28 protein-coding genes are annotated in these 24,630 nt (G+C 46.6%); 11 read left to right on the forward strand and 17 right to left on the reverse strand.

Annotated elements, in window-relative coordinates; all coding sequences use genetic code 11:
• The first annotated feature begins 204 nt into the window (after positions 1 to 204).
• From BP71_RS10475 to BP71_RS10500, 6 genes are all read left to right on the forward strand, one after another.
• Positions 205 to 804 (forward strand): RNA polymerase sigma factor, encoded by a 600-nt coding sequence (locus BP71_RS10475; RefSeq protein ID WP_496378828.1) that lies wholly within the window; start codon positions 205 to 207, stop codon positions 802 to 804.
• Positions 801 to 1,286: an anti-sigma factor gene (locus tag BP71_RS10480; RefSeq protein ID WP_496378830.1), complete on the forward strand. Its 486-nt coding sequence runs from the start codon at positions 801 to 803 to the stop codon at positions 1,284 to 1,286. Before BP71_RS10475 ends, BP71_RS10480 begins: the two co-directional genes overlap by 4 nt.
• A 20-nt stretch (positions 1,287 to 1,306) precedes the next feature.
• Positions 1,307 to 1,729 carry a hypothetical protein gene (locus BP71_RS10485; RefSeq protein WP_496378832.1) on the forward strand — a complete coding sequence of 141 codons (423 nt, stop codon included), beginning with the start codon at positions 1,307 to 1,309 and terminating at the stop codon, positions 1,727 to 1,729.
• 20 nt (positions 1,730 to 1,749) lie between these two features.
• Positions 1,750 to 3,147 (forward strand): S41 family peptidase, encoded by a 1,398-nt coding sequence (locus BP71_RS10490; protein WP_496378834.1) that lies wholly within the window; start codon positions 1,750 to 1,752, stop codon positions 3,145 to 3,147.
• 599 nt (positions 3,148 to 3,746) lie between these two features.
• Positions 3,747 to 4,502 carry a cytochrome c biogenesis protein CcsA gene (gene ccsA, locus BP71_RS10495; RefSeq protein ID WP_496379024.1) on the forward strand — a complete coding sequence of 252 codons (756 nt, stop codon included), beginning with the start codon at positions 3,747 to 3,749 and terminating at the stop codon, positions 4,500 to 4,502.
• Positions 4,499 to 4,744 (forward strand): CcmD family protein, encoded by a 246-nt coding sequence (locus tag BP71_RS10500; RefSeq protein WP_496378836.1) that lies wholly within the window; start codon positions 4,499 to 4,501, stop codon positions 4,742 to 4,744. The genes ccsA and BP71_RS10500 overlap by 4 nt, the downstream gene beginning before the upstream one ends.
• A gap of 6 nt (positions 4,745 to 4,750) precedes the next feature.
• Here the strand turns inward: BP71_RS10500 and BP71_RS10505 are convergent, their stop codons facing one another.
• Positions 4,751 to 5,458 carry a LytR/AlgR family response regulator transcription factor gene (locus BP71_RS10505; protein WP_496378838.1) on the reverse strand — a complete coding sequence of 236 codons (708 nt, stop codon included), beginning with the start codon at positions 5,456 to 5,458 and terminating at the stop codon, positions 4,751 to 4,753.
• A complete protein-coding gene (locus tag BP71_RS10510) occupies positions 5,430 to 6,485 on the reverse strand; it encodes a sensor histidine kinase (RefSeq protein ID WP_496378840.1) in 1,056 nt (351 codons plus the stop codon). Before BP71_RS10510 ends, BP71_RS10505 begins: the two co-directional genes overlap by 29 nt.
• Positions 6,486 to 6,686: 201 nt before the next feature.
• Between BP71_RS10510 and BP71_RS10515 the strand changes: the two genes are divergently transcribed.
• From BP71_RS10515 to BP71_RS10525, 3 genes are all read left to right on the forward strand, one after another.
• Positions 6,687 to 7,445, forward strand: a complete 759-nt coding sequence (locus tag BP71_RS10515) for an ABC transporter ATP-binding protein (protein WP_496378842.1) — start codon at positions 6,687 to 6,689, stop codon at positions 7,443 to 7,445.
• 4 nt (positions 7,446 to 7,449) lie between these two features.
• A complete protein-coding gene (locus BP71_RS10520; protein ID WP_496378844.1) occupies positions 7,450 to 8,220 on the forward strand; it encodes an ABC transporter permease in 771 nt (256 codons plus the stop codon).
• A gap of 256 nt (positions 8,221 to 8,476) precedes the next feature.
• On the forward strand, positions 8,477 to 9,067 hold the full coding sequence (locus BP71_RS10525; protein WP_496378846.1) for an HD domain-containing protein: 591 nt from the start codon (positions 8,477 to 8,479) through the stop codon (positions 9,065 to 9,067).
• A 12-nt stretch (positions 9,068 to 9,079) separates the two neighbouring features.
• Here the strand turns inward: BP71_RS10525 and BP71_RS10530 are convergent, their stop codons facing one another.
• On the reverse strand, positions 9,080 to 9,301 hold the full coding sequence (locus tag BP71_RS10530) for a hypothetical protein (protein ID WP_496378848.1): 222 nt from the start codon (positions 9,299 to 9,301) through the stop codon (positions 9,080 to 9,082).
• Between the two features lie 5 nt (positions 9,302 to 9,306).
• Positions 9,307 to 9,963, reverse strand: a complete 657-nt coding sequence (locus BP71_RS10535) for a LuxR C-terminal-related transcriptional regulator (protein WP_496378850.1) — start codon at positions 9,961 to 9,963, stop codon at positions 9,307 to 9,309.
• A 226-nt stretch (positions 9,964 to 10,189) separates the two neighbouring features.
• Between BP71_RS10535 and BP71_RS10540 the strand changes: the two genes are divergently transcribed.
• Both BP71_RS10540 and BP71_RS10545 read left to right on the forward strand, forming a co-directional pair.
• Positions 10,190 to 11,299 (forward strand): fatty acid desaturase family protein, encoded by a 1,110-nt coding sequence (locus BP71_RS10540; protein ID WP_496378852.1) that lies wholly within the window; start codon positions 10,190 to 10,192, stop codon positions 11,297 to 11,299.
• A 289-nt stretch (positions 11,300 to 11,588) separates the two neighbouring features.
• A complete protein-coding gene (locus tag BP71_RS10545) occupies positions 11,589 to 14,738 on the forward strand; it encodes a CheR family methyltransferase (RefSeq protein ID WP_496378854.1) in 3,150 nt (1,049 codons plus the stop codon).
• Between the two features lie 11 nt (positions 14,739 to 14,749).
• Here BP71_RS10545 and BP71_RS10550 read toward each other — a convergent pair whose 3' ends face one another.
• From BP71_RS10550 to BP71_RS10610, 13 genes are all read right to left on the reverse strand, one after another.
• Entirely contained in the window at positions 14,750 to 15,478 is a 729-nt protein-coding gene (locus BP71_RS10550) for a fibrobacter succinogenes major paralogous domain-containing protein (protein WP_496378856.1), read from the reverse strand.
• A 145-nt stretch (positions 15,479 to 15,623) separates the two neighbouring features.
• On the reverse strand, positions 15,624 to 16,301 hold the full coding sequence (locus BP71_RS10555) for a BON domain-containing protein (protein ID WP_496378858.1): 678 nt from the start codon (positions 16,299 to 16,301) through the stop codon (positions 15,624 to 15,626).
• Positions 16,302 to 16,342: 41 nt separating this feature from the next.
• Positions 16,343 to 16,540, reverse strand: coding sequence for a hypothetical protein (locus tag BP71_RS10560; protein WP_496378860.1), 198 nt, complete (start codon positions 16,538 to 16,540; stop codon positions 16,343 to 16,345).
• Positions 16,541 to 16,655: 115 nt separating this feature from the next.
• Positions 16,656 to 16,931, reverse strand: a complete 276-nt coding sequence (locus BP71_RS10565) for a hypothetical protein (protein ID WP_496378862.1) — start codon at positions 16,929 to 16,931, stop codon at positions 16,656 to 16,658.
• Between the two features lie 102 nt (positions 16,932 to 17,033).
• Entirely contained in the window at positions 17,034 to 17,315 is a 282-nt protein-coding gene (locus BP71_RS10570) for a BON domain-containing protein (protein WP_496378864.1), read from the reverse strand.
• Positions 17,316 to 17,366: 51 nt separating this feature from the next.
• Positions 17,367 to 17,711 carry a cupin domain-containing protein gene (locus BP71_RS10575; protein WP_496378866.1) on the reverse strand — a complete coding sequence of 115 codons (345 nt, stop codon included), beginning with the start codon at positions 17,709 to 17,711 and terminating at the stop codon, positions 17,367 to 17,369.
• 77 nt (positions 17,712 to 17,788) lie between these two features.
• Complete coding sequence (locus BP71_RS10580) at positions 17,789 to 18,367, reverse strand: porin family protein (RefSeq protein ID WP_496378868.1); 579 nt, start codon at positions 18,365 to 18,367, stop codon at positions 17,789 to 17,791.
• A 220-nt stretch (positions 18,368 to 18,587) separates the two neighbouring features.
• On the reverse strand, positions 18,588 to 19,148 hold the full coding sequence (locus BP71_RS10585) for a helix-turn-helix domain-containing protein (RefSeq protein WP_496378870.1): 561 nt from the start codon (positions 19,146 to 19,148) through the stop codon (positions 18,588 to 18,590).
• A 90-nt stretch (positions 19,149 to 19,238) separates the two neighbouring features.
• Complete coding sequence (locus BP71_RS10590; RefSeq protein WP_496378871.1) at positions 19,239 to 19,928, reverse strand: ATP-binding protein; 690 nt, start codon at positions 19,926 to 19,928, stop codon at positions 19,239 to 19,241.
• Between the two features lie 238 nt (positions 19,929 to 20,166).
• A complete protein-coding gene (locus tag BP71_RS10595) occupies positions 20,167 to 21,423 on the reverse strand; it encodes an ice-binding family protein (protein ID WP_496379026.1) in 1,257 nt (418 codons plus the stop codon).
• 232 nt (positions 21,424 to 21,655) lie between these two features.
• Positions 21,656 to 22,324, reverse strand: coding sequence for a LytR/AlgR family response regulator transcription factor (locus BP71_RS10600; protein ID WP_496378872.1), 669 nt, complete (start codon positions 22,322 to 22,324; stop codon positions 21,656 to 21,658).
• A gap of 16 nt (positions 22,325 to 22,340) precedes the next feature.
• Positions 22,341 to 23,423 (reverse strand): sensor histidine kinase, encoded by a 1,083-nt coding sequence (locus tag BP71_RS10605; RefSeq protein WP_496378874.1) that lies wholly within the window; start codon positions 23,421 to 23,423, stop codon positions 22,341 to 22,343.
• Positions 23,420 to 24,529, reverse strand: coding sequence for a serine hydrolase domain-containing protein (locus BP71_RS10610; protein ID WP_496378876.1), 1,110 nt, complete (start codon positions 24,527 to 24,529; stop codon positions 23,420 to 23,422). Before BP71_RS10610 ends, BP71_RS10605 begins: the two co-directional genes overlap by 4 nt.
• Positions 24,530 to 24,630 lie beyond the last annotated feature (101 nt).

Here is a 24,630-nt window from a genome sequence, read left to right on the forward strand (position 1 = left end):
AATCACAATTATTGTACCACTTACAATAATACTGTCATGGATGAATTTGAAGGACATTTCCAGCAATCATTTGTGCGTATATGGACACTTGTGTTCGGTTTAAGTTCAAGATAACCCGCTCATTTTGCCGATCACCCGCCACGCATTTTAGTAGTCTGTATGTTTTTGCAACTTTTTGATCACAAAGCTGTCCAACCAGTAGCAATGGATCAGAAAGAACAGCAAAAGCCGACGGACCGCATACTGGTGGAAAGGGTACTCAGTGGCAACACGAGGGCCTTCGGTATGATCATCAGACATACCGAAGGCTTGGTCGCGCAGATTGTTTTCAAAATGATTTCCGATCGGGAAGAGCGCCGTGACATTGCGCAGGATATTTATTTAAAGGTTTTCCAAAAACTGGGCGGCTTCCGTTTTCAAGCCAAACTCTCGACCTGGATTGCCCGGATCGCATACAATACCTGCATCAACCATTTGGAAAAGCAACGCTCCCAGCCCTTCCACCGGGTCGATAATCTGTCGACAGACCACGAAACGGAGCATTCCGGACTGGAATACACCGACGGCAATGATATAGAAGAAATGATTCATACCACAGAATTCAAGCTGCTGCTGCAATCGGAGCTTGAAAAGCTGCCGCCCCTGTACAAATTACTGGTTACGCTTTTTCACCACGAGGAACTGAGCTATTCGGAGATCGCGCAAATCGTGGAACTGCCGGAAGGGACGGTCAAAAGTTATCTTTTCCGGGCGAGAAAAACATTAAAGGAGCGACTACAAACGATTTATAATAAAGGTTTATGAAAAAGGAAGGTCATTTATCAGATGCTGAGATCCAGCAATATGTATCCGGAGAGGCATTCGCGAATAAGGATGTCTCCTCGCATATTGCGCAATGCGCGCATTGCTCGGGCAGCGTCGAACTGTACCGCGAGATGGCGGTTTTGATAGCGAAAACCGCTAAACCCACATTTGATTTTGAACTGGCACCGGCTGTGCTGGCGAGGCTTCCAGCGCCCAAAAACCGCCGTGTGCCAGTCCTGGCATTCGTTATGGGCGTTGCGATATCCGGCATACTGGCCTGTGCCTTCATTTTTTATTATCTGAATGTGAAACTGCCGCATGGGGTAGAAAAGTACGGTGGTACGGCCGCCTATTGCTTTCTGGCGATTTGCGGTCTGCTGTTTACTTTCTTAACCGCCAATCTCTCTTGGGTACACCTCCGTAAAATTCACAAGCTGAATGCCCTGGCAACATTGCAACAAAACCTTCATGGAGCGGTCTAATCCGGAAACGTGCTAATGCTATGAAAAAGATTTTATCGATACTGCTCATCACTTTACTCCCCGCGCAGGGCAAGGCCCAGGCTGCCGGGAATACTTACATCGACCGTGACCAGGTTGCATTGGCGGTCACCATACTGTTGGTTGCATTCGTACTCATTTTTTTACTGGAACTCATCAAACGATATCTGGATCACCGGCTTAAAGAAAAAGTCCTTGAATCGGGCGCAAGCGAACAGCTTGCAGCGCTTTTACTACAGCGGGACGGACAGGACCTTCTGCGGGCCTGCATAAAATGGCTTGCGGTTTTTCTGGGGCTGGCCTGCGGCTTCGCCATCATCGCCATAGGAGGTCTTTCGGTTTCGGCCGGGCTGGCTGTCATCGCTTTCTGCCTGTCCGGCAGCTTTCTGAGTTACTATATTTTTCTAAAAAGGCCTGTTCGCTAACACTTAACAAAATTCAACGCATGATGCTATACGCAAAAACGCCCATTCAATGGGTACGGGTTCTTATTGCCTTCTCTTTCCTGCTTTCGCTTTTCACCGACACATTCGGCCAGGTAACTCCGGAACCCGGTTATCGCCGTTTGCTACAAACCGCTCAGCTGCGGGAAGATTTTCAGATTTTGCGATCGGTTTTGAGCGAAAACCATCCCGACCTTTATCGTTACCGACCGCAGCAGGCCCTGGTGCGACTGCTCGATAGTTGTCAGGCAGGCATTGATCGCCCCATGGACCTGATTGCATTCGGCAATTTGGTGCGGTTTGCCGTAAGCGCCCTTGAATGCGGCCACACAAGCGGCAGTCTGCCAGGTGAGATCATGGAACAATATGCCGCTTCAGAGGCGATGTTCCCGCTCAAACTGTGGTTTGCCGAGGGCCGTGCCTTTGTGCTGTGCAGCAAAGAAGCTGATGCGCCTGCCGGATCGGAAGTATTGTCTATCGACGGTAACCCTATTGGGCAGATCCGCCGGAAGCTGTTTGATTACCTGCCTTCCGACGGGAAAATCCAGACCAAGAAAAACGCCACATTGAACAATGACGCTTTCCTTTTCCTATACAATTTTATTTATGGTGAGAAAAAACAGTTCAAAATCAGATTGGTTATGCCTGAGGGCCACGTCCGGGATGTAACATTGCCGGCAGCCCGTTTTGAAAGCACCCCATGCCCGGTCTATAAAACCGGAAACAACTCAAAGCCGCTGGAATTCATCCTCCGTGACAGCACGCGTGCATTACTGACGATCCGTACATTCAGCAAAGACAGAATTTCAGGTGCCGGTCAGGATTTTCCAGCCTTCCTGCAAGCCGCGTTTGCTCAGCTGGCGCAGCAAAAAATTCAGCAATTGTTGATTGATTTGCGGGGAAATGGAGGCGGTGACGATGTTTACGGCTCGCTGCTCTATTCCTACCTGACCAGCCAGCCATACCGCTATTTCTCAGCCCTCCAATCGAAATCGAAACCGGTTATGACCGCTGACGACCATCCGGGCCTGGCAGTTCAGCAACCGGCAAACATTACGTTCACAGGGAAGGTGTATGTGCTCATTGACGGGCGGACATTCTCCACCGCGGCAGACTTTTGTGCCATTACCAGAAGCAATGACAGAGGCATTTTCATGGGAGAAGAAACCGGCGGAGGGTATGAGGGCAACAATTCGGGAGGAACTGTCAGAACGAAGCTCCCGCATTCCGGGATCCAGCTATCGGTACCCACCACCAGGTATTCCAATGCGGTAAAGCCGGGCCCTGAACCAGGAAGGGGCATCATCCCCGACTATGCCCTTACTCCTTCTATTTCGGATATTCTGGAAGGAAAGGATATAATACTGCAAAAAGCCTTGGAAATGAGCCTTCGCGATTGATAATAACCCATCTGCTATTGTTCAGTCGCCTCCCTCCTAATCGCCTTAACAGAAGTTCCTTTTCTGATTTTGGGAATAAGAAAACCCGAAAACAGAAACAAGACGGTAAAAACTGAAATATTGATCAGGGATTCAAGATAATGTGTCAGCCGGAGTCGGGGTTCGACATAATGAACGAAAGCCCACAGCCCTACGACGTCCAACAGAAGAAACGACAGAAAAAACATCCTGAACATATCTAGCCAGCTAGCCGTGTATGATTGTCCGCATATCCACCTTCCTGTATAAAAGCTGCTTAAAAATAGAACATAGCCAAAGACGGCGCCTGACCGGCTAATGATGGACTGGCCCATTAAAAGCAACAAAGTCACCAAACAAAAGAGGATATGCGCTATAATACCTTTTAACATAATTCTCGGATTTCAGGTACTCAATATATCGAAAACCGCATTGAAAAATCAAACCCAGCGCTCAGATATTTCCCCGAGATCGTATTTAAGACTGACCTTTCTATGCATTCCTAATATTATCCTTTTAGCCATTACACAGATATAACAAAGTTTCCTTCACAACACGCCAAATTGCGCATTAAAATAAATCTGTCGCTTACTTTTACGCTAGTCAACCAGCATAGTAAAACCTCAATGTATTATTTCAAGCGTTTTTGGTGGAAAATTCTAACCATCGCCATATTATTCTATGTACTGATCGCCGGTTTGGTTAACCCGGTTCCCCGCCTGCCGATCCTGAATGAGACGATACGGAATGCCTTCTATCACCCGCCTTTGTGGATTGCAATGATGACATTGCTGCTGTTATCTGCCATTTTCTCCATTCGTTACCTGAGTAAAGGAAAAATAAGGGATGATTTGTGGGCGATTGAATTTGCTAATACAGCCATTCTGTTTGGGATACTGGGTTGCATTACCGGTTCGGTCTGGGCTTATTTTGCCTGGGGGGATTTCTGGCCAAACGACCCCAAAACCAATGGCGTAGCAGTGGGAATGTTACTTTATCTGGCTTATTTCATTCTCCGCGGGTCATTTGAGGATGAATTAAGGCGTGCTCGGATTTCTTCGGTTTACAACATTTTCGCTTTTGCCATGTTCATTCCTTTGATCATGATTCTTCCACGCCTTACCGACTCGCTGCATCCCGGAAATGGCGGCAACCCTGGTTTCAATCAGTATGATCAGGACAAAAGCATTACGGTGATTATCAGACCCGCATTCATCGGATTCACTTTATTAGGGCTGTGGATTACCCAGCTTCGGTTTCGTATGAGGCGAATTGAAAAAACATTTGAAGAGCAAGAGTCCGGTCAAAAAGTAAACAATACCTCAGTTACCCCATGAAAGCACTTTTACACAACGCATTTAGACTATTTTTTCTGCTTTGTTTAGCATTTCCCCTGGCTACTCATGCCCAGTCACAGGGTCCTGTCTCTGATCTGCTTCGGCAAGACGGAAAGTTATGGGTGGTAATCACGGTCATTGCCGTCGTCTTCACCGGGTTAATCTTATACATAAGCCGGTTGAACCAGCGGACCGATCGTATGCAAAACCGCACGAAATCCGGCCAACGGCAGAATTTTTAACAGCCACTACCCAATTCGCTTATATAGGGCGTCTTTGTAGTAATCACCAACCGGAATGTCTGTTTTTCCGATGTAAATGCGGTTGCGTTCTATATTGTCGATCTTTCCGAGGGCTACAATAAAGGACCGATGAACACGGATAAAACGTTCCACCGGTAGCTTTTCCATTAAAACACTCAAAGGCTGGTGCGTAGGAACCTCCTGATTCTGCAAGTGGATCAACGTGTACTCCTTCTTTCCCTCTATAAAAAGAATCGCGGCAAAGTCGAGCCGGACCGTTTTTGATCCGGATTTGATAAACAGGTAATCCGCGGCCTGAACGTTTTGATCTGGTTCAGGATTGGGGGCCGGCGGTGGGTTTACGAGCGATTGAATTTTCTGCACTGAGGCCAGAAACCTTGGGAAAGGGATCGGTTTGAGCAGATAATCGACCACATCCAATTCAAACGCATCCACGGCAAACTGGGGGTATGCGGTCGTGAGAATGATATGGGGAGGGTTTTTGAGCGTTTTGAGCAGTTGAAGGCCATTGAGTCCGGGCATTTCAATATCCAAAAACAGGACATCCACGGTATTGCGGGAGAGATAATCCAATGCATCCAGAGGTGTTGTACACAGCTGCTCTAAATGCAAAAAGGGCACTTTCTCGATATAAGCCTCTATTACCTCGAGGGCCAATCGCTCATCATCGACCACCAGGCACCTGATCTTCATATTTGTTCTGTACATAGGTTATGCAAAGTATCGCTGTATATACCTCGTTATTAAATCCACAAGTAAGCCGGTAATGGTCCGGATATAGAAAGGCCAATCTCTTTTGCAGGTTTACCATTCCGATGCCACCGCTTGTTTGCGGTGTGGCTGCATCAACACCATTTTCCGTGCGTAGTATCAGCTTGGTTTCGGTTACCGTCAGGATGATGCGAACGAACCCTGCGCCGTGCTTAAAGATGTTTTCAATGAGCGGTAATAAAAGCAACGGCTCTAATAATACGTCGCTGGTTTTCCCATTGACCTCAAAATGCAGCGGAAAATCAAGGGGCAGCCTGAGCCGTTGCAGTTCCAGGAAGTTTTCAATCATTTCCACCTCTTTTGAAAGGTTCACACGGCCGTCGTTGGCTTCGTAAAGCACATACCGCATGAGCTGTGACAGCTGCATGATCCCCGCCGATGTTTCGGAGGCCTGCCTGATTGCCAGCGCGTACAACGCGTTAAGTGTGTTGAACAGAAAATGGGGATTGAGCTGCGACCGGAGGAAAGCCAGTTCCGTTTTTAATTGTGCATTTTCAAGATCCCTGGCCTTTTGCTGGAACTGGAACCAATCTACTGTAAACCGGACGATGCATGCAAACAGGACAAACAAAAGCAGCTCGAAAAACCGCAACGTAAACTGCTCCGGATATGAGAGCGGTAAAGGGTTTGCATCAGGCCCGAGGTAATAGTTCCGCAGCAAATGGTAGCAAGGTATGAATACCGACACGAGTGCAGCGGCCATTGCGACATTCAAAAAAATGAATTTCAAGGGGCGTTTCCGGGCAAGTACCGATGGAATGCAATACCAATAATTAAAATAGAAAGTAATTGACTGGGCAAAAATGTAAATTCCCGGATGCCCGGCAACGAAGTTGACACCCTGATAATTATTGACGTAGACAATTAAGGCCAGATAAAGAAACCAGCCAACGCAGTGTATGAGTGCCGGGGTGAATCGGGGGAGTCTCGCGGGATAGTTCTTCTGCATAGCCGGGAAGATACCAAATTTAAGTAAATAGCTTTTGCCTTGTCCGCCAGACTGCACGATCGAGGACTTGGAAAGCCCGTTTCAGACCGTAAATACTGACAGCCTGCTCCCAAGAGTCTTCCACGGTAACACACAAGGTTTCTCGGCAAACCGGTTTGCCGACGAGATCGTCGTAAGTTGATTTGAAACAAATCAGACAATATGGCTTTCGACATCATTCAAACTATTGATCTTTCCCATTCATATTGCCGACGACTTGTCCTGGATCGGGTAAGTCTTGCCGTGCCTCCGAGGTGCATTTTTGGCTTTCTCGGACCAAACGGCTCCGGCAAAACGACAACCATCCGTCTGCTGCTTGGGCTTATCCGCGCTCCGGCGCAAACGGTGAAGTTGTTCGGTCAGGATATTGGTACACACCGTTTGCCGATACTTGCAAGGATTGGCGCATTGATCGAATCACCCACGCTCTATCCGCATCTTTCAGGTCGTGATAATTTACAGATCAGCCGCATTGCCCGTGGCCTGGCGCCAGCCAGCGTGGAAATGGCATTGTCAGCAGTGGACCTTCAAGCTGACGCCGCACGATCTGTACGCACTTATTCTTTGGGTATGCGCCAAAGGTTGGGTATTGCATTGGCACTGCTTGGCGATCCCGAACTATTGATATTAGACGAACCTACTAATGGACTCGACCCCGAAGGTGCCTATCAGGTCCGTATGCTGCTGACGAAACTTTGTAATGTTCATGGCAAAACCATTTTCGTATCGAGCCATTTGTTGAACGAAATGGAGAAAATGATCACGCATGTAGCCATTCTGGATAAGGGAAGGCTGCTTTTTCAGGGACAAATTGGCACTTTAAAAGAAACCATTGCTCCCATAGGCGACAACGAAAATACATCCCGGATAACCTCAACAGCAAGTTTGGAGGATATCTTTCTGAATTTAACCCATAGATAAAAACATGCGCCGTCTGACTTACCTAAAGAGAAGCCTCATCATGGAGCACATCAAAATCAAAAGCACTTTGGTACCCTGGCTGGCGTTTTTTGCGCCCGCGTTTGTGGTCGTGGTCGCCTTCGTGGCAAGTTACACCGGTGGGGATAAAGTTTACAGGTCTGGTGTAGATCCCTGGATCGATTTTACAGGTCATATCCTGGTCGGCTGGTCGTTATTTGTCTACCCCATCTATGTTTCATTGCAATCAGCACTTTATGCCGGAATAGAACACCAGAACAAGGCATGGGCTTACCAATGCAGTCTGCCAGTACCAAAATGGTCCATTTATGTTAGCAAGTTAATCACCCTTAGTTTGTTAATTGCGATCAGCCATATCGTTCTTCTCGGACTGTCGCAAGCCGGGGGACTGCTGTTAGCAGCCATGAAACCGCAGTACGGGTTCCAGCATTTTTCGATGCATCGCGTCCTCGTGGTCGGAAGTGCCTTGTTATTTTTTTCCGGTTTGGGAATGGCTGCTATTCAGTTGCTGATCAGTATCCGCTTTGAAAATTTCCTAATTCCCGCTTCGCTGGGGCTATTTGCCACCATGGTCGGTGCCGTATCCAGGGGATTCTCCATCAGTAATGGATCACCGTACCTATGGCCTACCAACCTTCTGAATGGCACATTGGAAATGCACGATTGGCAATATATCTACCTGCTGGCAGCCGTTGGCGCATACGCAGTCATAGGTTGCGCAGGCGTTGGGTTGTTTGGGCAAAAGCCGGTCCGCTGAGCGGCACGGCAGCCATCCTTCCAATCAACTCTTTTACAGCATCCTCAGAACGGGAAGCGACCGAGTTCGACGGGTCTGCCAGCTGCTGTTGCAGGGCGACGATTTAGGCGATTATCCGTAAGCGAACCTCAAATAATATAGTTTTTTGTAGCTTGCGAAGTCTCCGGCACCTTCCGGAATCTGATTCCCGCGGCCGGTTACCGGAGACATCGTTGCTTCTTTTTCCACTTATTTCCGCCCATTTAAAAACAGACAAATGGAACCTACTGATCTCTTAAAGCAGATTGACTTCATCAAGGAAGTGGATAAGCTTAAGTACATTCTTCGTAAAACAAAGCTAATAAACAGCGATCGAAACGAGAATGATGCGGAGCATAGCTGGCACCTATCCCTGATGGCCCTCGTTTTGGCCGGGCATGCCAACTTTCCGATTGATTTGCTGAGAGTTATTAAGATGCTGCTGATCCATGATATAGTCGAGATAGATGCCGGTGACACCTTTATTTATGATACCCACAAAAACCACAGCAATACAGAAGAAGAAAGAAGGGCTGCCAACCGAATATTCGGATTATTACCCGATCATCAAGCCGCTGAGCTGATAGCCATATGGGAAGAGTTTGAAGAGGGGCAAACAAATGAAGCAAAGTTCGCCAGAGCGATGGACCGCCTTGAACCTCTTCTCCAGAATACGTCTAACAATGGCGGTACCTGGAATGAGTTCGGTGTAAACTATGAAAAGGTGTATACCAAAAAGCAAGTTATTCAGCAGGGCTCCGATTCAATCTGGCGGTACGCGGAGCAGTTGATCAATGACAGCGTTGAAAAAGGCATTTTAAAAAAGTAGCGGCAGCACGCTTTATCGAAGACTATCCAGGTACTGCCTGACCTCGTCAAAGATGTGCTTGTTGCCTTTGTTAGGGACATTACATTCGAGCAATTTAGTCAGAAGATCGATAGGTTTGAGGGTCAGAGTTTCTAATTCATGCACCAAAGCCAGATTGAGCCGTTCCGAGCTCAGATGCCTGTTACCGTCCATGATTGGATAAACCTTGTTAGCTATTTGTTGGGACAATTTCATACTATTTAATTTTCGTTCATTCCCGGAATTTCCTTAAGGGCAAGCACATTATCGACGCCCAGTTTTGCAAAAATCGCAGCTTTAAACGTGCTGATTGTGGATAAATGCAGGCCTGTTTTTTCAGCAATGGAAGAGGTTGTCATTCCCTGTACCAGGTAATCAGCCACTTCTTTTTGCCTTCTCGTAAGCAGGTCCCATCTTTTTTGGGGGGTATGACTTGCTATCAGGTATTCAAATATAAATGCCATGTGCTCAACGCTCAGATATCGCTTCCCACTCATTACCGCAGTAATGCAACCCAGCATCTCCGACATGTCCGCGTATTTGGACAGGTAGCCATTAACCCCCTTCTTAAAATAATCAATGATGACCTCCGGTTGCATTTCCGGACCATACACGATCACCCGGGAACCGGAATATTTCTGTCGGATTTCCGAGATAGACGGGTATCCCTCTTCCTCAAAGTCCGCATGGAGAACATAGATGACCAGATCAGGCTCCGGCCGCCCGGCGTCCTGCCCATAGTCACTCATATCCTTTGACTCTACAATCTCCGCTTTCTTAAAATTTTCCCTCAGAAGAATGGCTAACCCCATACGCATTACCGGATGGGTATCAAAGATTGCAAACGTCGGACGGCCAGGGGCCAGGTGGATATTCATAAATAAAGGTAGCTGCAATTAGCATAGCAATCACCTTTTCACCGGGCTTATTAAAAGGGTTTGTAAGTTTAGAACTGCGTTGATAAATTCCTCCAATTTGTTCGAGAAAATTCTACAATAAATATTGATTTTCAGCGTTTTACAACAAACGGCCCACGCCAGAGCAGATTTAGCATCCCTGTATCTTCCAAAGTCTTTTTATCACACGGACTTAAACAGGAAGGCCATGAATACAGAGAAAAAAATCAAATTTGTTGCTATCAACAAAACCCTTTTCTTCCCCACACTAAAAAAAAGGGTTGAGCAATATTTCACGGAAAATCACAAATCCAGACATGCAAACCGTCCGATGGTTCTGAAAACCATCATTTTGTTGGCTTCCTATGTGCTGCCATTTCTGGCAATACTGCTGATCACCCCTCCTTTCTGGATTAGTATGCTCCTGTGGCTTGTGATGGGCGCCGCTATTTCAGGGATTGGAATGAGCGTGATGCATGACGCCAATCACGGCGCTTTTTCAAAAAATCCCTTGGTGAATAAATGGCTGGGCTTTACGATTTGTCTTGCGGGCGCGGGCGTATCCAACTGGAAATGGCAGCATAATGTCCTGCACCATACCTACACCAACGTCGCCAACCTGGACGAGGACATTAAAGATCGCGGCGTTATCAAGCTGTCGCCGCATGAAAGCGTACAGCCCCTTCACCGCTTTCAGTGGCTGTACGCCTTCTTTTTTTATGGAATTCTAACGCTCTACTGGGTTCTGCTAAAAGATTTCATCCAGTACGCTCATTTTATAAATTCCGGGCTGAACACCCAGACAAAACGCGAAAACCTGCAAATGCTTGCCGGGATGATCATGATGAAGCTGGTTTATTTCGGCATATTCTTCGCACTGCCCACGCTCGTGTTTCATATTCCGTTTGGTTTCATCCTCACCGGTTTTTTGCTGATGCATTTTTCCGCGGGTCTGGTCCTGACGGTGATTTTCCAACTAGCCCATTCCGTGGAAGGTACCCAGTACCCGCTCCCCAATGCAGACGGCATTATCCAGAAAGACTGGGCTGTGCATCAAATGGAGACCACGGTCAATTTTTCGCCACGGAACAAATGGCTAAGCTGGTATATCGGCGGCTTGAACTTCCAGATCGAACACCATCTTTTTCCTAAAATATGCCATATCCACTATCCGGGAATCGCACCCATTGTCAAAAAAACAGCTGCGGAGTTCGGATTGAATTATATGGAACACCGGACCTTTGGGATGGCATTAAGATCGCATATAGCTGCACTGAAAAAATTCGGAATACCCCGTTTTAATGAAGGAATTGTTTAACTTCAATGCCCTCTCATTATTCTCGTCCTTCCAGTATCTGCTCTTAAGATGGAATGCTTGCAGGGCGGCGGTCATTTTTCTACTTCCCTACCTTCGCTAACAGATTGGTATGACATTGATAAGCATAATCCATAAAATCCGTATACGACTACGACAGACCACATTCCATCAGCAACGGTGCCCGTTTGTACGAAAATACAGTTTCACCGCCTCGATCCTTTGAAAGCTTCCCATTCAAAATAAAATAAGTTAACCAGGGGTACAGCTTCTGCCTTTTAATTCAACCCATATGAGCGAGCATCATCACATAATTTCGATTGGTGCCTCCGCGGGCGGTATCGAGGAAATAGCTTCTTTTTTTGATCAGCCACCCCTTGCCGGCGTGTCCTATATCATCATCCAGCATTTATCTCCCGATTTCCCTACGAGAATGGCAGAACTGCTGGCCAAACACCTGCATCTGGTAATCCGGGAGGCAGAAAATGGAATGCTGGTTGAAACGGACCACGTTTACATTATCCCGAACGATATGTATATGACCATTCAAAAAGGAAGGTTATATATCATTGGTAAAGGAAGCGGTCATCATCCGCATCTTACGATCAACAGGTTTTTCAATTCCCTTGCTGCAGATCAGGGAGAAAAAGCGATAGGCGTCATTCTTTCGGGCATGGGTAATGATGGGACCGACGGCATCGTTGCTATTCGGAATACAGGCGGAATGACCATTGCGCGCAATCCCGAAACAACTCAGTTTGGCAGCATGCCCTCCAACGCCATCGCTACCGGCATGATCGATTTCGTAACGGAGCCTGAGTTGATGCCCGCAATAATCGAGGATTACGTGGTTCAAAACCGCAATACCCTTTTCGACCAGAACGAAAAAATGACCATGCAGATCATCCTGGACCTTATCCGTGACAACACTGCATTTGATTTCTCAGGCTACAAACAGGGTACTTTGTCACGCAGGACCCGAAAAAGAGCTGTAAATCAAAACTTTTCCTCGCTGGCCGACTACTTGTCTTTCCTCAAAGTGACACCTCAGGAAATGAGTGCGCTTGCCAGGGAGTTTCTCATCAGCGTTACCGCGTTCTTTCGCGATGAGGATGCCTTTGATTATTTGGGAACAAGCGTTATCCCGGGTATAATCGAAAAAATTGCTGAGGATGGAGAACTGAAAATATGGGTGGCTGGCTGCGCGACCGGGGAAGAGGCCTACTCAATAGCCATGCTTTTGTCCGAGCAATTGAGTGATATTCCCAAACACATCACAGTAAAGATATTCGCAACCGATATCGACAGCGCCGCATTGCTACATGCTGGTAAGGGGGTATACAGTGCCGAAACGCTCAGACACGTCCCATACGATCGGGTTAAAAAGTTTTTTACCAGGCAGGGCGAGCATTACAAAATCAAGCCTGAGATTCGCAAAATGGTCATTTTTGCCCAACACGATCTGGTTAAAAACCCGCCTTACTGCAACATGGACCTGATCAGCTGCAGGAACCTGCTGATCTACCTGGCGCCGGCCTTGCAAAAGAAGGTATTTGGCCTGTTGCTTTTCGGCTTGAAAGTAGATGGATACATCCTGCTGGGATCGAGCGAAAACCCATTACCGACCATAAAGAACCTTCATACACTCAATAAAAAATGGAAGATTTACCAAAAACTAACCGACATGCGATTGGTAAACTTTGAGACTTTCACATTACCCGAATTTGCAGATACAAAAAGAGCAGGCTCCAAAAAAATCTGGGACGGATATATAAAACCCGGAAACGGCCCGCTACCGGAAGCAATAAACGTTGCGCTGGCCAATGAAGTCGACGGTCTGATCGTCTGCATAAATGCCGATAATCAAGTCGTCAAATCTTACGGCGACACCTCAGGATTTCTGCTGCAAAAAAATTTCAATTCCAATCTGACAGACCTGTTACCCAAACCTCTCCTGTCCGCATTCAATACTTTAAAGATCGCAGCACTTCAAAGTAAGAACAGAGAAGGGGTCAGAGGTATCAGAATCCAGATAGGCGATCCAGTGACGATCGTGAATTTGTCGCTGACCCCATTGCTTGCATTTAAAGATGATCAGGGGATGTTCCTGGTAGTTTTTAGCAGGGACAATGACATCAAGGCGGGAACACAGGATCGTGTTTTTGATGAGCGGTTATACCATGACCAGTATACGAGCAATATCGAAAAGGAATTGAGCGACTTGAAAGTCACGCTGGCTGCGACCTATGAACAATTGGATGCTTCGCTGGAGAACCTGCAGTCCTTCAACGAGGAGCTGCTTTCTGCCAACGAAGAAATGCAGAGCACCAACGAAGAGATGCAGTCGGTAAACGAGGAACTCGACCTGATCAACAAAGAGTTGGTCGAGAGCAATGATGATCTGAACAACTTTTTCAGAAGCAGCATCCATGGACAGCTGTTCATCAGTAATGAGCTGCAATTGATGAAATTTTCGGCCGGGGTCCCCGATCACCTCGGGCTGTCGGAAGGCGACATCGGCAAGCCGATCCTTCACATCCCCAGCCTTACGCAGTTGGAGACGATCGTTAAGGACTGCTCGCAGGTGATAGGCCTGGGCGGTGTTGTTTCCAGGGAAATCCAGATGCACGACGGTAAGTGGAGCCAAGTCGTGACCATGCCCTATTTACGGCAGAACGATCTGGCGAGAAAGGGGGCAATCATCGTCTTCAACGATATTTCCGAGCTCAAAGAGATACAGATCGAGCTGGACATCAAAAACAAAAAATTGATCGAGGTAAATGAGGAACTCGACAATTTTGTCCATCTCGCCTCCCATGACCTGATAGCACCGCTCACGCAGATCGAGGGAAGTATCGCGGTGATGAATGAAATTGGTGTGACCGACACTCATCTCAGTGAGTTTTTAGGCATCATCAATACCTCGGTGAAGAAATTCCGTGCGCTGGTGCAGGATATCGGTACCATTGCAAAGGTTGAACATGACCTGAGATCCAGAGAAAAGATCGATATAAATGAAGTTGTACAAAACGTCTTATGGAGTCTTGAAGACAAAATCCATCAAACCGACGCCAAAATAACGGTGGATCTGGAAGAGAAATCCATATTCTTTTCCAAGAAGAATCTGCGGAGCATTTTATTCAACCTGGTATCCAACAGCCTGAAGTACAATAACAGTGGACATCCTACTGTCCAAATCAGCACAAAAAGGATCGACCCTCACGTCATTCTCTCCGTACAGGATAACGGAATCGGAATCCCGGAACAAGAACTCGATCAGATCTTTAAATTGTATGGCAGATTAAGGCGCGACATCGAAGGAGACGGCATCGGTCTTTACCTTACCAAACGGATCATCGACGCATCGGGAAGCAACCTGGTCGTGGAGAGCATTCCCGATAAAGGGAGCAAGTTCAGTATTTACTTCGATGGGAGTGACTAGTAAGGCAGCAACTATTTCAGGATACATCGAACTGCAAAACCCATATCCTGGCTTTCGGAACTCATGCCCGCGTAGCCGAATCGTTTTGCGACCGACGATTCGCCAAAATATAGCGCTCGGGAATTCCACCTATATGCGCTTGGTGTGGATGTCCACCATTTACTCTTCCCCTCGTTCTCTTTGAAAGCCCCGTAGTTCAGTACGATGCCTGTCGGTAAGTAGCAAAGTCCATATTCATCGGTCCCGGCGCCAGTCGAATCAGAAGCCCAGGCAACCTTGCTTTTCATTCTGACACCGGCAAGATCACCCCCCCCCAGGAAGCGTATTAGTTGATCATAGTCCGACTCGGCCGGAATCCGCCAACCGACGGGAGACAGGCCTCTGGGGTCATTCACTGTGAACCAATTATAAAGCTTCCCGATCTGCGCATTTCCAGAGTCAAAATTGGCATAACACCAAACCGGCTTTTTTTCAATCATGCTCAGATTTTTCCACTCCGAGATCGACCTTGCCTGCTGAATACTGTCACCATTCCTGAAAATAACCACAGCCAGGTCCTTTTGCATCCACACTTGCTTGCCAATATTAATGCCCGGGATGGGCTCTTTCTGCCTCGTTTGTGAATTGTTCTTGCTGATACCTTCGCCAAAACCAAACAATGCGATTGTTAAGGCCAGTGTGCCTGCCACCAGAATGGGCGACCTCGCTATCGCATAGTCGTAGTAATCCTTCACTTTCATAGCTCGGTTGAGTTTTCTCTGTCAAAAAAAGCATACTCCTTTCCTGGTCCATCCGGGATCCGGTAACAACAGCGTTTAGTGATAATTCGGCTGGGTATGATGATTTTGTGTCGTTGAAATGTAATTTTTCTTTAAAGCCCGGCTTTTATACGTCTGCCGTGACTGGATAATGCGCTACGATCAACTCGTTGTAAACGATCTCGACCCCGGGCGCTTTCCAGGCTTGCCTCGCAGCTTCATCTTTTTCGTACCACGAGCCCACTGTACCTGTCAGGATTACTTTATTTTTGACGACCCTTACGTGAATGTCTTCTTCTCTGATAGACCAGTTACGGGCCAAGGCGCTTTCTATGGCTGTTTTCTCGACTTCAACCTGGGGTGCAGATTTAATTACGATGTTGTTGGATAGCCCAGTTACTCCTGCCAACTGCCGGATTAACCTTTCAGCTGCCTCTCTCTGATAATTCCATTGCAGTTCACCTTCCAGGGTTATCCAGCCGTTTTCAACCTTAACGGTAACCCTGTCGGAAGGTATTTCCTGGGTCCATTGGTAGGCATTCAATATTTCATTGGCGAGATCACCGTCATCGCGGCTAAGCAAATCACTGAATGTCTTGATGGTGATCTCTTCAACCACCACTTTTACGCCCTTCACCCGCTTGGCAGCCTCTTCTGCTTCCGATTTTTTGGCATAGCTGTCCACAGTGCCTGAAAGGGTGATCACGCCATCTTTCGCGGTAACGCCTATTTCGGCTGCCTGCAACAACGGCTCCCATTTGATCGAGTCCTGGACATCCTTTTGCAGATCTTCATTGGTCTTCATGGGTATTGGATTAAAGGTGTTAATATTTACAAAGCCTAAATTCAAAGCAGGCCAGCGAATGCGTCTTTTGAGTCGTGTGTCCCCGTAACCAGTGCATCCTGAATGCCTAACAGCCTCTTCACTTTTCCCAATATCCGTCTTGTTCGATAAGACGCCATTTTGGGTGCAAACATGGTTCCTGCCGCGACAAACAGCGACGCCACTATTACCCATCCAAACACCGCTTTTCCAGTTTTCATAGTTGATTTTATTTGAACAATCACCTTAACAATCGAATGGTGATGCGTGATGAGAGAATTTCATTCTTCTGATTACTGCATGGCATGAACAGCATAGACTCCGATAGATCGGGCATTAATAGCGATCCTCTGCTTCTTGGTCCTGAGGTTGAAAATTCCGTTTACTGCCATGAATTTTTACCGGAAGACCTGCCACAATTTTGTCGACCTGGCCCTTGAAATCGATCACCCGGCTTTTGAGCTCATCCATTGTATCTTCTGCACAGTCCCCCTTTTTTCCAAAAACCCTTCTCCATATACGAGATCTCTTTTCCGGTGCAAGCAACGCTCCCAGGACGAGTCCCAAGGAAGCGGCCACTACCCAAACGAATAATACATTTCCCTTTTTCATAGTTTGCTTTAATTAAAAATCGGTATCAGCTCACGACCTCTTTCAAGAAGGCGCGTCAAAATGAAACTTCGCGCGCATCTGACGTCCTACAATTGCTTTTTACTAAGTGCGGTCGCTTTGGTAAGTCAGGTAATTAATTACTGTGCTGATTCCAAAAATATCCATGATGCACTTTTGCGCGGACGTTCTTTCCTTTTTCAGCAGGACCTCTCCTTCCAGGAAAACCTGCCGATCCACCACCCTGACGCTGATTTTATCACAATTGATAAACGCGTTGGCTTCCAGGGCGCTTATCACACTCGCTTTCAATTGTTCATCGATTTCCAGTTTTCCGGCATCGGAATCTGGTTCCGTCGCGGTTGGAATTTCTATGGCTTTTTTCATGATTAAGACCAAAAAAATGGACGTCGCCCGATATCGGGTCTGCCTATCAAATTATTCATACCCACTTTTTATAATCGTCGAAATCATTTTGAATGGTTCTCTGGCGCAAAACGAGTTCCGCTGATGGGCCGGAATGATAATTCCCTGACCTAATGCGAGTTTGTGTTTTTTACCGCCGATCATAATTTCAGCTGAGCCGTCAATGATCTGAATGTACGTATCAAAGGCCGAAGATTTCTCAGCGACTTCTTCCCCGGCATCAAAAGACGAAGCAGTGATATTACCGGTAGTTTTTTTAATGATCGTCTTACTTAATATCGCGTTAGGTACATACTCGATGATCTCCACAATTATGTGGGCCTTCTCTTTTTCCACCTCCTCGATGTCCTTGTTCATGTCCTTTAAGTTTTCCTGATTTCATCGGTGACCCACTTATGCTTTTGCATGTCCACACCCCGGGGGAAAAAAGCGCACTATTCTTTGACAATCGGGATTACCCAAAATAAGCTGCCCTGAATAACGCTGTTTTTGAAATCAGGACTGATTTCTTGGGACGAGAAGTCGCCCACTTTTGAAAGACCGGCTACATAGCGTAACCCGATTCCGAGCCCGATATTAGACTGATAGCCAAAACCGGCGCCCAGGGAAATGTCCAGATTTTTCGCAAAATGATCTATGGTCTGGTCGGGAACACTTTCCGATAACCGGAAACCCGCCTGTGGTCCTGCTTCGAGGTAAAAACCGCTTCGCGTCTTGAATTTCAGCATAACCGGCACGGTGAGGTAACTAATCTTAAAGTCAGTTTTACTCCCGCCGCTCTCTACTTTGGCTCCTATGGTGGAAAAAAGCACCTCAGGCTGAATAGAAAACACATTTCCAAATCCAAAATTCAGCAAGCCGCCTAAATGGTATCCCACTTTGGCATCTGTCTCGATGTTACCACCGCGGTAGTTACTGAGATTCACACCAGCTTTCGGCCCGAAACCGAAAGTCTGTGCAAGTGATGCACTGCTCACTGCGCACAGTATGAGTATTATTGATAACTTTTTCATTGTTGTAGCCCCGAAAGGCTTTGTTTGTTGAAATCAACTTATACAAAGGTCGGCATGCACCGTTCCGCATTTGTTACACAATGTGCTCCAAAAGTTACATTGTTCACTGGTATCGGATGAGTGGCTGTCAGGTGTATTAAGGGAGTCATCAGCAGGCAGTCCTGCAACCGGGCACCAACGGAAGTTGATCCGGCAAAAAGGGTTTTCGCGGCATCCGTCTTCAAATATTTTCCAAATTACTGTCCCGCTTCTGCCTGAGTTTCTTGTAAAACGTTGGAGAAAGACCAGTTACCTTTTTAAACTGATTAGATAAATGCGCAACGCTGCTGTAGTGCATCTTGTAGGAGATTTCTGTCAGATTCATATCTTCATACAGCAGCAGTTCTTTTACCTTTTCGATCTTGTGGTGAATGATAAAATGCTGGATGTTGATGCCCTTCACCTCGGAAAAAACGTTGGAAAGATATGTGTAGTCGTATCCCAGTTTTTCTGCGATGTAATCAGAATAATTGGTTTTGGGTAATTCGTCCTGATAATGGATCATCTCGACAATGACATTTTTGATTTTTTCAATCAAAATGCTCCTTTTGTCATCCAGTAGCTCCAGGCCTGATTTTAGGAGGTTCTTTTTGAGCGCTTCATGCTGCTCTGCTGTGATATCTTCGAGGATCTCTACACTACCCAAGTCCACAACTACGTAGTGCAAGCCGAGTCTCTTAAGTTCGTCCTCCACCATCATTTTGCACCGCAGGCTGACCATGTATTTGATATATAGTCTCATGGGGAATGCGCGCACTCTGGCATGGAACGCCAAGTGCCCTTAGATACAATATAGCTGATTTCTAGAAACTTACCACAGACAATATATAATTTATTGAAATTGACTGTTCTTATTGAAGGTGAGAAAAAAACAGGTCCCGGAGCCCTGGCGAGACTCTACGTCCACCTTCACGTTATTGGACTGAAGAATCTTCAAGGTCGAGGCTAATCCGATACCCATCCCACCGGGTTTGCCGGAGAAGCCTCGCTTGAACAGATTTTTCATGTCCATATCACTGATTCCGCAACCATTGTCTTCAATGCAGATCAGGTGCGTAGAATCGGTCGACTTGGTGATCAGCTTCAACTCGCCTTTCCGTGGATCCATAGCTTCGATAGCGTTGACAACAATGTTTGTCAGGGCGATTTTAATTTTTTGTGCGTTGAGGATCATCACGCAATCTTTGGAGTCATATTCTTTGGTTACCTTGACCCTTTTAAGCGCAATGCGGTCGGTGGCCAGTAGGATAACTTCATCCAGTATGTTGTGTAAGGAGTAATCGTCACCAGAGTGGTCATTTATTTTTTGGTGATTGACCAGGTCCTTCAAGATCTTTCCAATCCGGTCGGAACTTCTTTTGACAATGTCAACGTACACCTTAAGTTCGTCATCCTCAATTTCCTGAGAAAGCACCTGGATCGATAAGTTAATATTGGTCAGCGGATTACGGAGTTCGTGGATCAGCGTGAGAGCAAAGTCAGGAATTCCATCGCCGTCGGGCAAAGTTTTGAGATTATTCATGACAGAGGGCTTGGTATCAACATATCAAAGTTCACCTATTTCCGGCGCAAGATTTTACATCCGTTAATGTTATAGTTGCATATATCACACATTCCCGCGAAAACAGCGTCAGGACGGGCAAAGTCGCAGGTATTCATAATTTTTCACCGACTTCCAGGCTTTCCTGTTCAGTTACAGCGAAACTATTTGATGTTGGGCAGGTGTGCGTATAGTGCCGGGTAATCGGCTTACCTGAATGCTACTGTTTGATCATTTTCATTGATACTACATTGCCATTTTTGTCGGTGACTCTTACAAAATACAAGCCTGTCGGAATTTGCTTTAAATCAATACTTGCGGAGGTACCCGTTTGAAATCTCAATCGCTGGTCATGTACCACTTTTCCGGTGTTGTCATTCAATTGAATTCGTTCAGTCTGGCTCAGATCGTCTACGCCTAATGTTATCCAGTCCTTAGCAGGATTGGGATACAAACTCATTTGAGACAGGGCGATAACCTTAATACTTTGAATGCGGCTATATGAAAAAGTCTCGTCGCGGTCAATCATCTTCAGACGATAGAAGTGTGTTCCGTTTCCAATCATTGCCTCCGTATAAAAATAGGACGTTAACACATTGCTTTCACCACTTGCCGCAGTAGACGAACGTTTCACCCATGCCTTTCCGTTCAAACTGTGCTCGATTTCGAAACGGTCGCTGTTGCTCTCCTCTGAGGTAGTCCATTTTAATAAGGCGGTCTGCCCCTCTCCTTTTCCGACGGTAAAACTAATCAAGGTTACCGGCAAAGCGGATTCGAGGCTTACAATTTCATTATTGTGCAAGCTGATTGCCCCGGCTGTGGTTAATGCCCTGCCTACAATAGCAGAACCTTCCAACAACTCTATTGCACCACCTCCAAGAACAGTACCGCGAAAAACAGAACCTGCCCCTAAATCGAATCTTCCCGTAATCTGCCAGTACACATGATCAAAAGTGGCCGAGTTGATTAGTGTCACCATGGATAATGCACTGGCGGACAAAGCTCCGTCAATCTTGAAAATGAATACTGAATTGGGATTGTTCTGACCGTCCAAGATCAGCGTGCCATTTAATGTAGAAGCTGCCCCCAAGCAGTAAACGTCCGGTGTCAGAACCTGCCCATTACCTAATGTAGTCCCCAAAACGGAACATTCATCCAACGCGCTTACTGCGTTGTATGCAATGCCCAGATCTATGCCCGCCTGAGCAGAAACGCCGTCGGCAACATGCGTCTCACCCATGACAATACCCGGCGGAAAACCGCCAAATGCCCCCGCATTGGTGCCAATGTCGCCGACCAAAACAGTTGTTCCATCGTTATTAAATGCCCCTACGGTAGTGAATGCGGCAAAATCAGCCGCTGTTCCTAAATCAGGCGCTTGTCCAAAGCAAATAGCTGGCAGTAATAACCAGGTAGCGAACATCGAGGTTTTTTTAATTATGTTAATCATAGAAATAGTTTTAAATGAATTGACCATCAAAATTGAACTATTTCTACTATCTTCATTTATACATATCGAATAATATGTTATACAAATCACACTTAATATCCATATTGTCTAAAGAGCAATTGAATTAGGTTTGATTAACAACAACCAATATATACGCATTAGCAGTGCTCAATTGCGGTATTGTCACTGATGTACAATAAATCCGACAGGATCGCAGCGGATTTGATATTTTCGAATTCCTTCGTCCTTGAATGAAGACTTATTTACCTTTCACTTGCTTAACAGGCCGACCAATCCGCTCATAAAAGATATCCCGGTACTTGTCGGATATGGGCAAAAGTATCTGATCAATTTTGATCCGGTCGCGCTCAATGGATTCTATTTTATCCAAAGCAACCAGGTAAGATTTGTGAACCCGGCAAAATCGGTGATGGGATAACCGTTGTTCCAGTTCGCCAAAAGTTTCCAATGTCAGTATCTTTTCTGATTTAAGATGAATGCGCCGGTAATCACGCAGTCCCTCAATAAAAATGATCTCATCTAAATTTACCTTTTGAAGACGGTATTCTATTTTTACAAACAGAAATGAGCTTTGCAGTTCGACTTGGTTCTTTGCCACAGTCTGCTGAACCCGGGTAACGGCTTGTAAAAACCGTTCAAAGGTATACGGCTTTAACAGGTAGTCATCCACCTGCAAATCGAACGCCCTGAGCGCATATTGATCAAAAGCCGTCGTCAGGATCACGGCGGGCCGGGTTGGTAATGCTTCCAGGAATTGTAAGCCGGTAATACCGTCCATCTCGATATCCAGAAATATAAGATCAACCGGTTCGCGCCGGATGATCGGGATTGCGTCCAGGGCATTATCAACCGCTTCGATAAGTGTCATGAAGGGCAAGCGCCCGACAAATTCTTTTAGTCGTAACATGGCCAGCGGTTCATCTTCAATAAGCAGGCAACGCATGGTTTTTCAGCGATAGGGTTAAGTCAACCGAATAAGTTGTATCCGTAGCCTTCAAAACCAATGTATGGCGGCCTGGGTACAGTAAAGCTAATCGTTTGCGGAGAAGTTCCTGCCCGAGGCCACCCTGGTTTTTTGCTCCGGATTTAGCCTGATCGACTAAATTGACACACTGAAAATGAATGTGTTTAGCGCTGATATTGATATGAATACGGATGGCATCGGTGACTTTTTTGTTACCGGCAAACTTGAATGCATTTTCAAGATAAGGCATGAACAGCATGGGAGTAATTTGTAACCCATCTGCATCGCCCTCAATCTCCAATGAAACATATTGTTCATTGGATGCCCTGATTTTCTGTAACTCGATGTATTTTTCAATTGAGGCCAGCTCCTGTGATAAGGCGATCTGGTCGGTCTGTGTTTCATACAAGCTGAACCGCAGCAGATCAGAAAGTTTGTTTAAATAGGTGGAAGCCCTGGCGGCATCATGTCCGATCAAAACGTCGATGTTATGAAGCGTATTGAACAAAAAATGCGGGTTCAGTTGTGCTTTCAGCAAAGCAAGTTCCGTCTGCAATGCCTGGTTTTCAATCTGTTCTTTCCTGCGGATGTCGGTGTACCAGGTGATGGATCCGCGCAAAAGTGTGCCGGTCATTCCATTGACAAGCGCCAGCAATATAAAACCCGTTAACAAAATTAGCTGGTCCGAGCCCCGGAAGAGAATCCAGTGCCATTGATGCAGCGTGATGTAAATGATGACAGTAGTAACGATTGATACCAACAGGGTCGAAATCACGGCTATTCCGATGCTTACGAACAGACCGGCCCCCATAAAGGTATTCACGCTGCGGCTCGTCAGGTAGCGCGGAACGAGCCACAAATAAAATGCATAAAAACTACCGACCCCGGTCAGCAAGCTGAACAACAGAATGGCCGACCAATCTTCCGGGTTGGGGAGGCCAATCTCGTCGGTGGCTTGTGAGATAACGAACAAGAAACTGATCAGGAATATGTACAACAGCCAATAGCCAATGTGTAATGCAATGAGCGTTATCTTTTTCATCGGACGCTGGCTAAGAAGTACTGTGCAATTGTCTCGGCCTCCCGCAAGTTAATACTGACTCCGCTCATGTTGGCTGTAATCGCCACGACCATTTTTTCGTCGGGGTAAATAAGTAGAAAAGTCCTTCCACCGTCAATGGAACCTCCGTGGTGAATGATCAACCTTTTTTGACTATCAGTGCCGATTCGCCAGCCTATTCCATAATAAGTGTTAGTCCCGTCTGACAGATGCTGGGGTTTTAGTAACAGGGCCACTGTTTCCGGACGGAGTACCTCATGATTAAGCAGTCCGGAGCCTAATCTGACCAGATCTGCCGGGGTCGATAACAGCCCCCCTCCTGCCCATTTGTAACTGTTGTCCACCATCGCTGCGTTGACCAGCCCCGTTTTACTGTGTTCGTAGAACCGTACCCGCCCGCTGACCAGGCTATCCGAATAGTCGGCTCCGGTGCCTGTCATACCCAGCGGATCAAAGACTGCTTTTTTCATAAAGGTCAGATAGTCGGTATGGCTGACCCCCTCAATGACCGCGCTTAGTAACGAGTAGCCGTAGGTCGAGTAGCCATATGCGGAACCAGGTGTAAAAAGCAGGCTATCATCCTTGAAAATGGCTAATCCTGCTTGCACGCTGGGATAGCGAACCGGATAGGCAATGGGATCGTCTGCACGATAATGGCGAATCCCAGCCGTGTGGGTGGCTAACTGGCGGCTGGTAACCGGTCTCTTTTTGATGGGAAATGTGGGTACATATTGCTGGATAGGCGCATCCAAATCCAATTTATTGTCTTCCACCAACCGGCCAATCGCAACGGAGGTTAGGGATTTGGAAACCGAGCCCAACCGGAATTTGGAGTAAATGGTAACAGGTTGCCGGTTTTCCAGGTCGGCATAACCAAAGCCTTCTGCCCAAAGTACTTGCCTGTCTGTCGCTACACAGATAGAAATTCCCGGAATATCCTGCTTTACCCGTAATGAATCGACATAATGCCGCACCAGGTCAATCGCCTTTTGATAGGCTTTGTCTTGAATGGATTTTGTTTGATTTTTTACTTGTGCGCAGGTCGGAAACAGCGCCAACAGCCCAAATAAGAATAGGAGAATTTTCATGATAAAAAGTGTTTGGTCAGCGATCAGGCCAAAGATTGCCCAATACATACCCAACCCCAAACACATTCTGCCACCAGTTCAATTTTGCCTGCGAATCCGGC

This window comes from Dyadobacter ginsengisoli DSM 21015 (assembly GCF_059568735.1).

Excerpts from the sequence above, each read along its gene's own strand:
- BP71_RS10475 (WP_496378828.1), top strand. The coding sequence starts at position 205 with ATGGATCAGAAAGAACAGCAAAAGCCGACGGACCGCATACTGGTGGAA.
- BP71_RS10480 (WP_496378830.1), top strand. The coding sequence starts at position 801 with ATGAAAAAGGAAGGTCATTTATCAGATGCTGAGATCCAGCAATATGTA.
- BP71_RS10485 (WP_496378832.1), top strand. The coding sequence starts at position 1,307 with ATGAAAAAGATTTTATCGATACTGCTCATCACTTTACTCCCCGCGCAG.
- BP71_RS10490 (WP_496378834.1), top strand. The coding sequence starts at position 1,750 with ATGATGCTATACGCAAAAACGCCCATTCAATGGGTACGGGTTCTTATT.
- BP71_RS10500 (WP_496378836.1), top strand. The coding sequence starts at position 4,499 with ATGAAAGCACTTTTACACAACGCATTTAGACTATTTTTTCTGCTTTGT.
- BP71_RS10505 (WP_496378838.1), bottom strand. The coding sequence starts at position 5,458 with ATGAAGATCAGGTGCCTGGTGGTCGATGATGAGCGATTGGCCCTCGAG.
- BP71_RS10510 (WP_496378840.1), bottom strand. The coding sequence starts at position 6,485 with ATGCAGAAGAACTATCCCGCGAGACTCCCCCGATTCACCCCGGCACTC.
- BP71_RS10515 (WP_496378842.1), top strand. The coding sequence starts at position 6,687 with ATGGCTTTCGACATCATTCAAACTATTGATCTTTCCCATTCATATTGC.
- BP71_RS10520 (WP_496378844.1), top strand. The coding sequence starts at position 7,450 with ATGCGCCGTCTGACTTACCTAAAGAGAAGCCTCATCATGGAGCACATC.
- BP71_RS10525 (WP_496378846.1), top strand. The coding sequence starts at position 8,477 with ATGGAACCTACTGATCTCTTAAAGCAGATTGACTTCATCAAGGAAGTG.
- BP71_RS10530 (WP_496378848.1), bottom strand. The coding sequence starts at position 9,301 with ATGAAATTGTCCCAACAAATAGCTAACAAGGTTTATCCAATCATGGAC.
- BP71_RS10535 (WP_496378850.1), bottom strand. The coding sequence starts at position 9,963 with ATGAATATCCACCTGGCCCCTGGCCGTCCGACGTTTGCAATCTTTGAT.
- BP71_RS10540 (WP_496378852.1), top strand. The coding sequence starts at position 10,190 with ATGAATACAGAGAAAAAAATCAAATTTGTTGCTATCAACAAAACCCTT.
- BP71_RS10545 (WP_496378854.1), top strand. The coding sequence starts at position 11,589 with ATGAGCGAGCATCATCACATAATTTCGATTGGTGCCTCCGCGGGCGGT.
- BP71_RS10550 (WP_496378856.1), bottom strand. The coding sequence starts at position 15,478 with ATGAAAGTGAAGGATTACTACGACTATGCGATAGCGAGGTCGCCCATT.
- BP71_RS10555 (WP_496378858.1), bottom strand. The coding sequence starts at position 16,301 with ATGAAGACCAATGAAGATCTGCAAAAGGATGTCCAGGACTCGATCAAA.
- BP71_RS10560 (WP_496378860.1), bottom strand. The coding sequence starts at position 16,540 with ATGAAAACTGGAAAAGCGGTGTTTGGATGGGTAATAGTGGCGTCGCTG.
- BP71_RS10565 (WP_496378862.1), bottom strand. The coding sequence starts at position 16,931 with ATGAAAAAGGGAAATGTATTATTCGTTTGGGTAGTGGCCGCTTCCTTG.
- BP71_RS10570 (WP_496378864.1), bottom strand. The coding sequence starts at position 17,315 with ATGAAAAAAGCCATAGAAATTCCAACCGCGACGGAACCAGATTCCGAT.
- BP71_RS10575 (WP_496378866.1), bottom strand. The coding sequence starts at position 17,711 with ATGAACAAGGACATCGAGGAGGTGGAAAAAGAGAAGGCCCACATAATT.
- BP71_RS10580 (WP_496378868.1), bottom strand. The coding sequence starts at position 18,367 with ATGAAAAAGTTATCAATAATACTCATACTGTGCGCAGTGAGCAGTGCA.
- BP71_RS10585 (WP_496378870.1), bottom strand. The coding sequence starts at position 19,148 with ATGAGACTATATATCAAATACATGGTCAGCCTGCGGTGCAAAATGATG.
- BP71_RS10590 (WP_496378871.1), bottom strand. The coding sequence starts at position 19,928 with ATGAATAATCTCAAAACTTTGCCCGACGGCGATGGAATTCCTGACTTT.
- BP71_RS10595 (WP_496379026.1), bottom strand. The coding sequence starts at position 21,423 with ATGGTCAATTCATTTAAAACTATTTCTATGATTAACATAATTAAAAAA.
- BP71_RS10600 (WP_496378872.1), bottom strand. The coding sequence starts at position 22,324 with ATGTTACGACTAAAAGAATTTGTCGGGCGCTTGCCCTTCATGACACTT.
- BP71_RS10605 (WP_496378874.1), bottom strand. The coding sequence starts at position 23,423 with ATGAAAAAGATAACGCTCATTGCATTACACATTGGCTATTGGCTGTTG.
- BP71_RS10610 (WP_496378876.1), bottom strand. The coding sequence starts at position 24,529 with ATGAAAATTCTCCTATTCTTATTTGGGCTGTTGGCGCTGTTTCCGACC.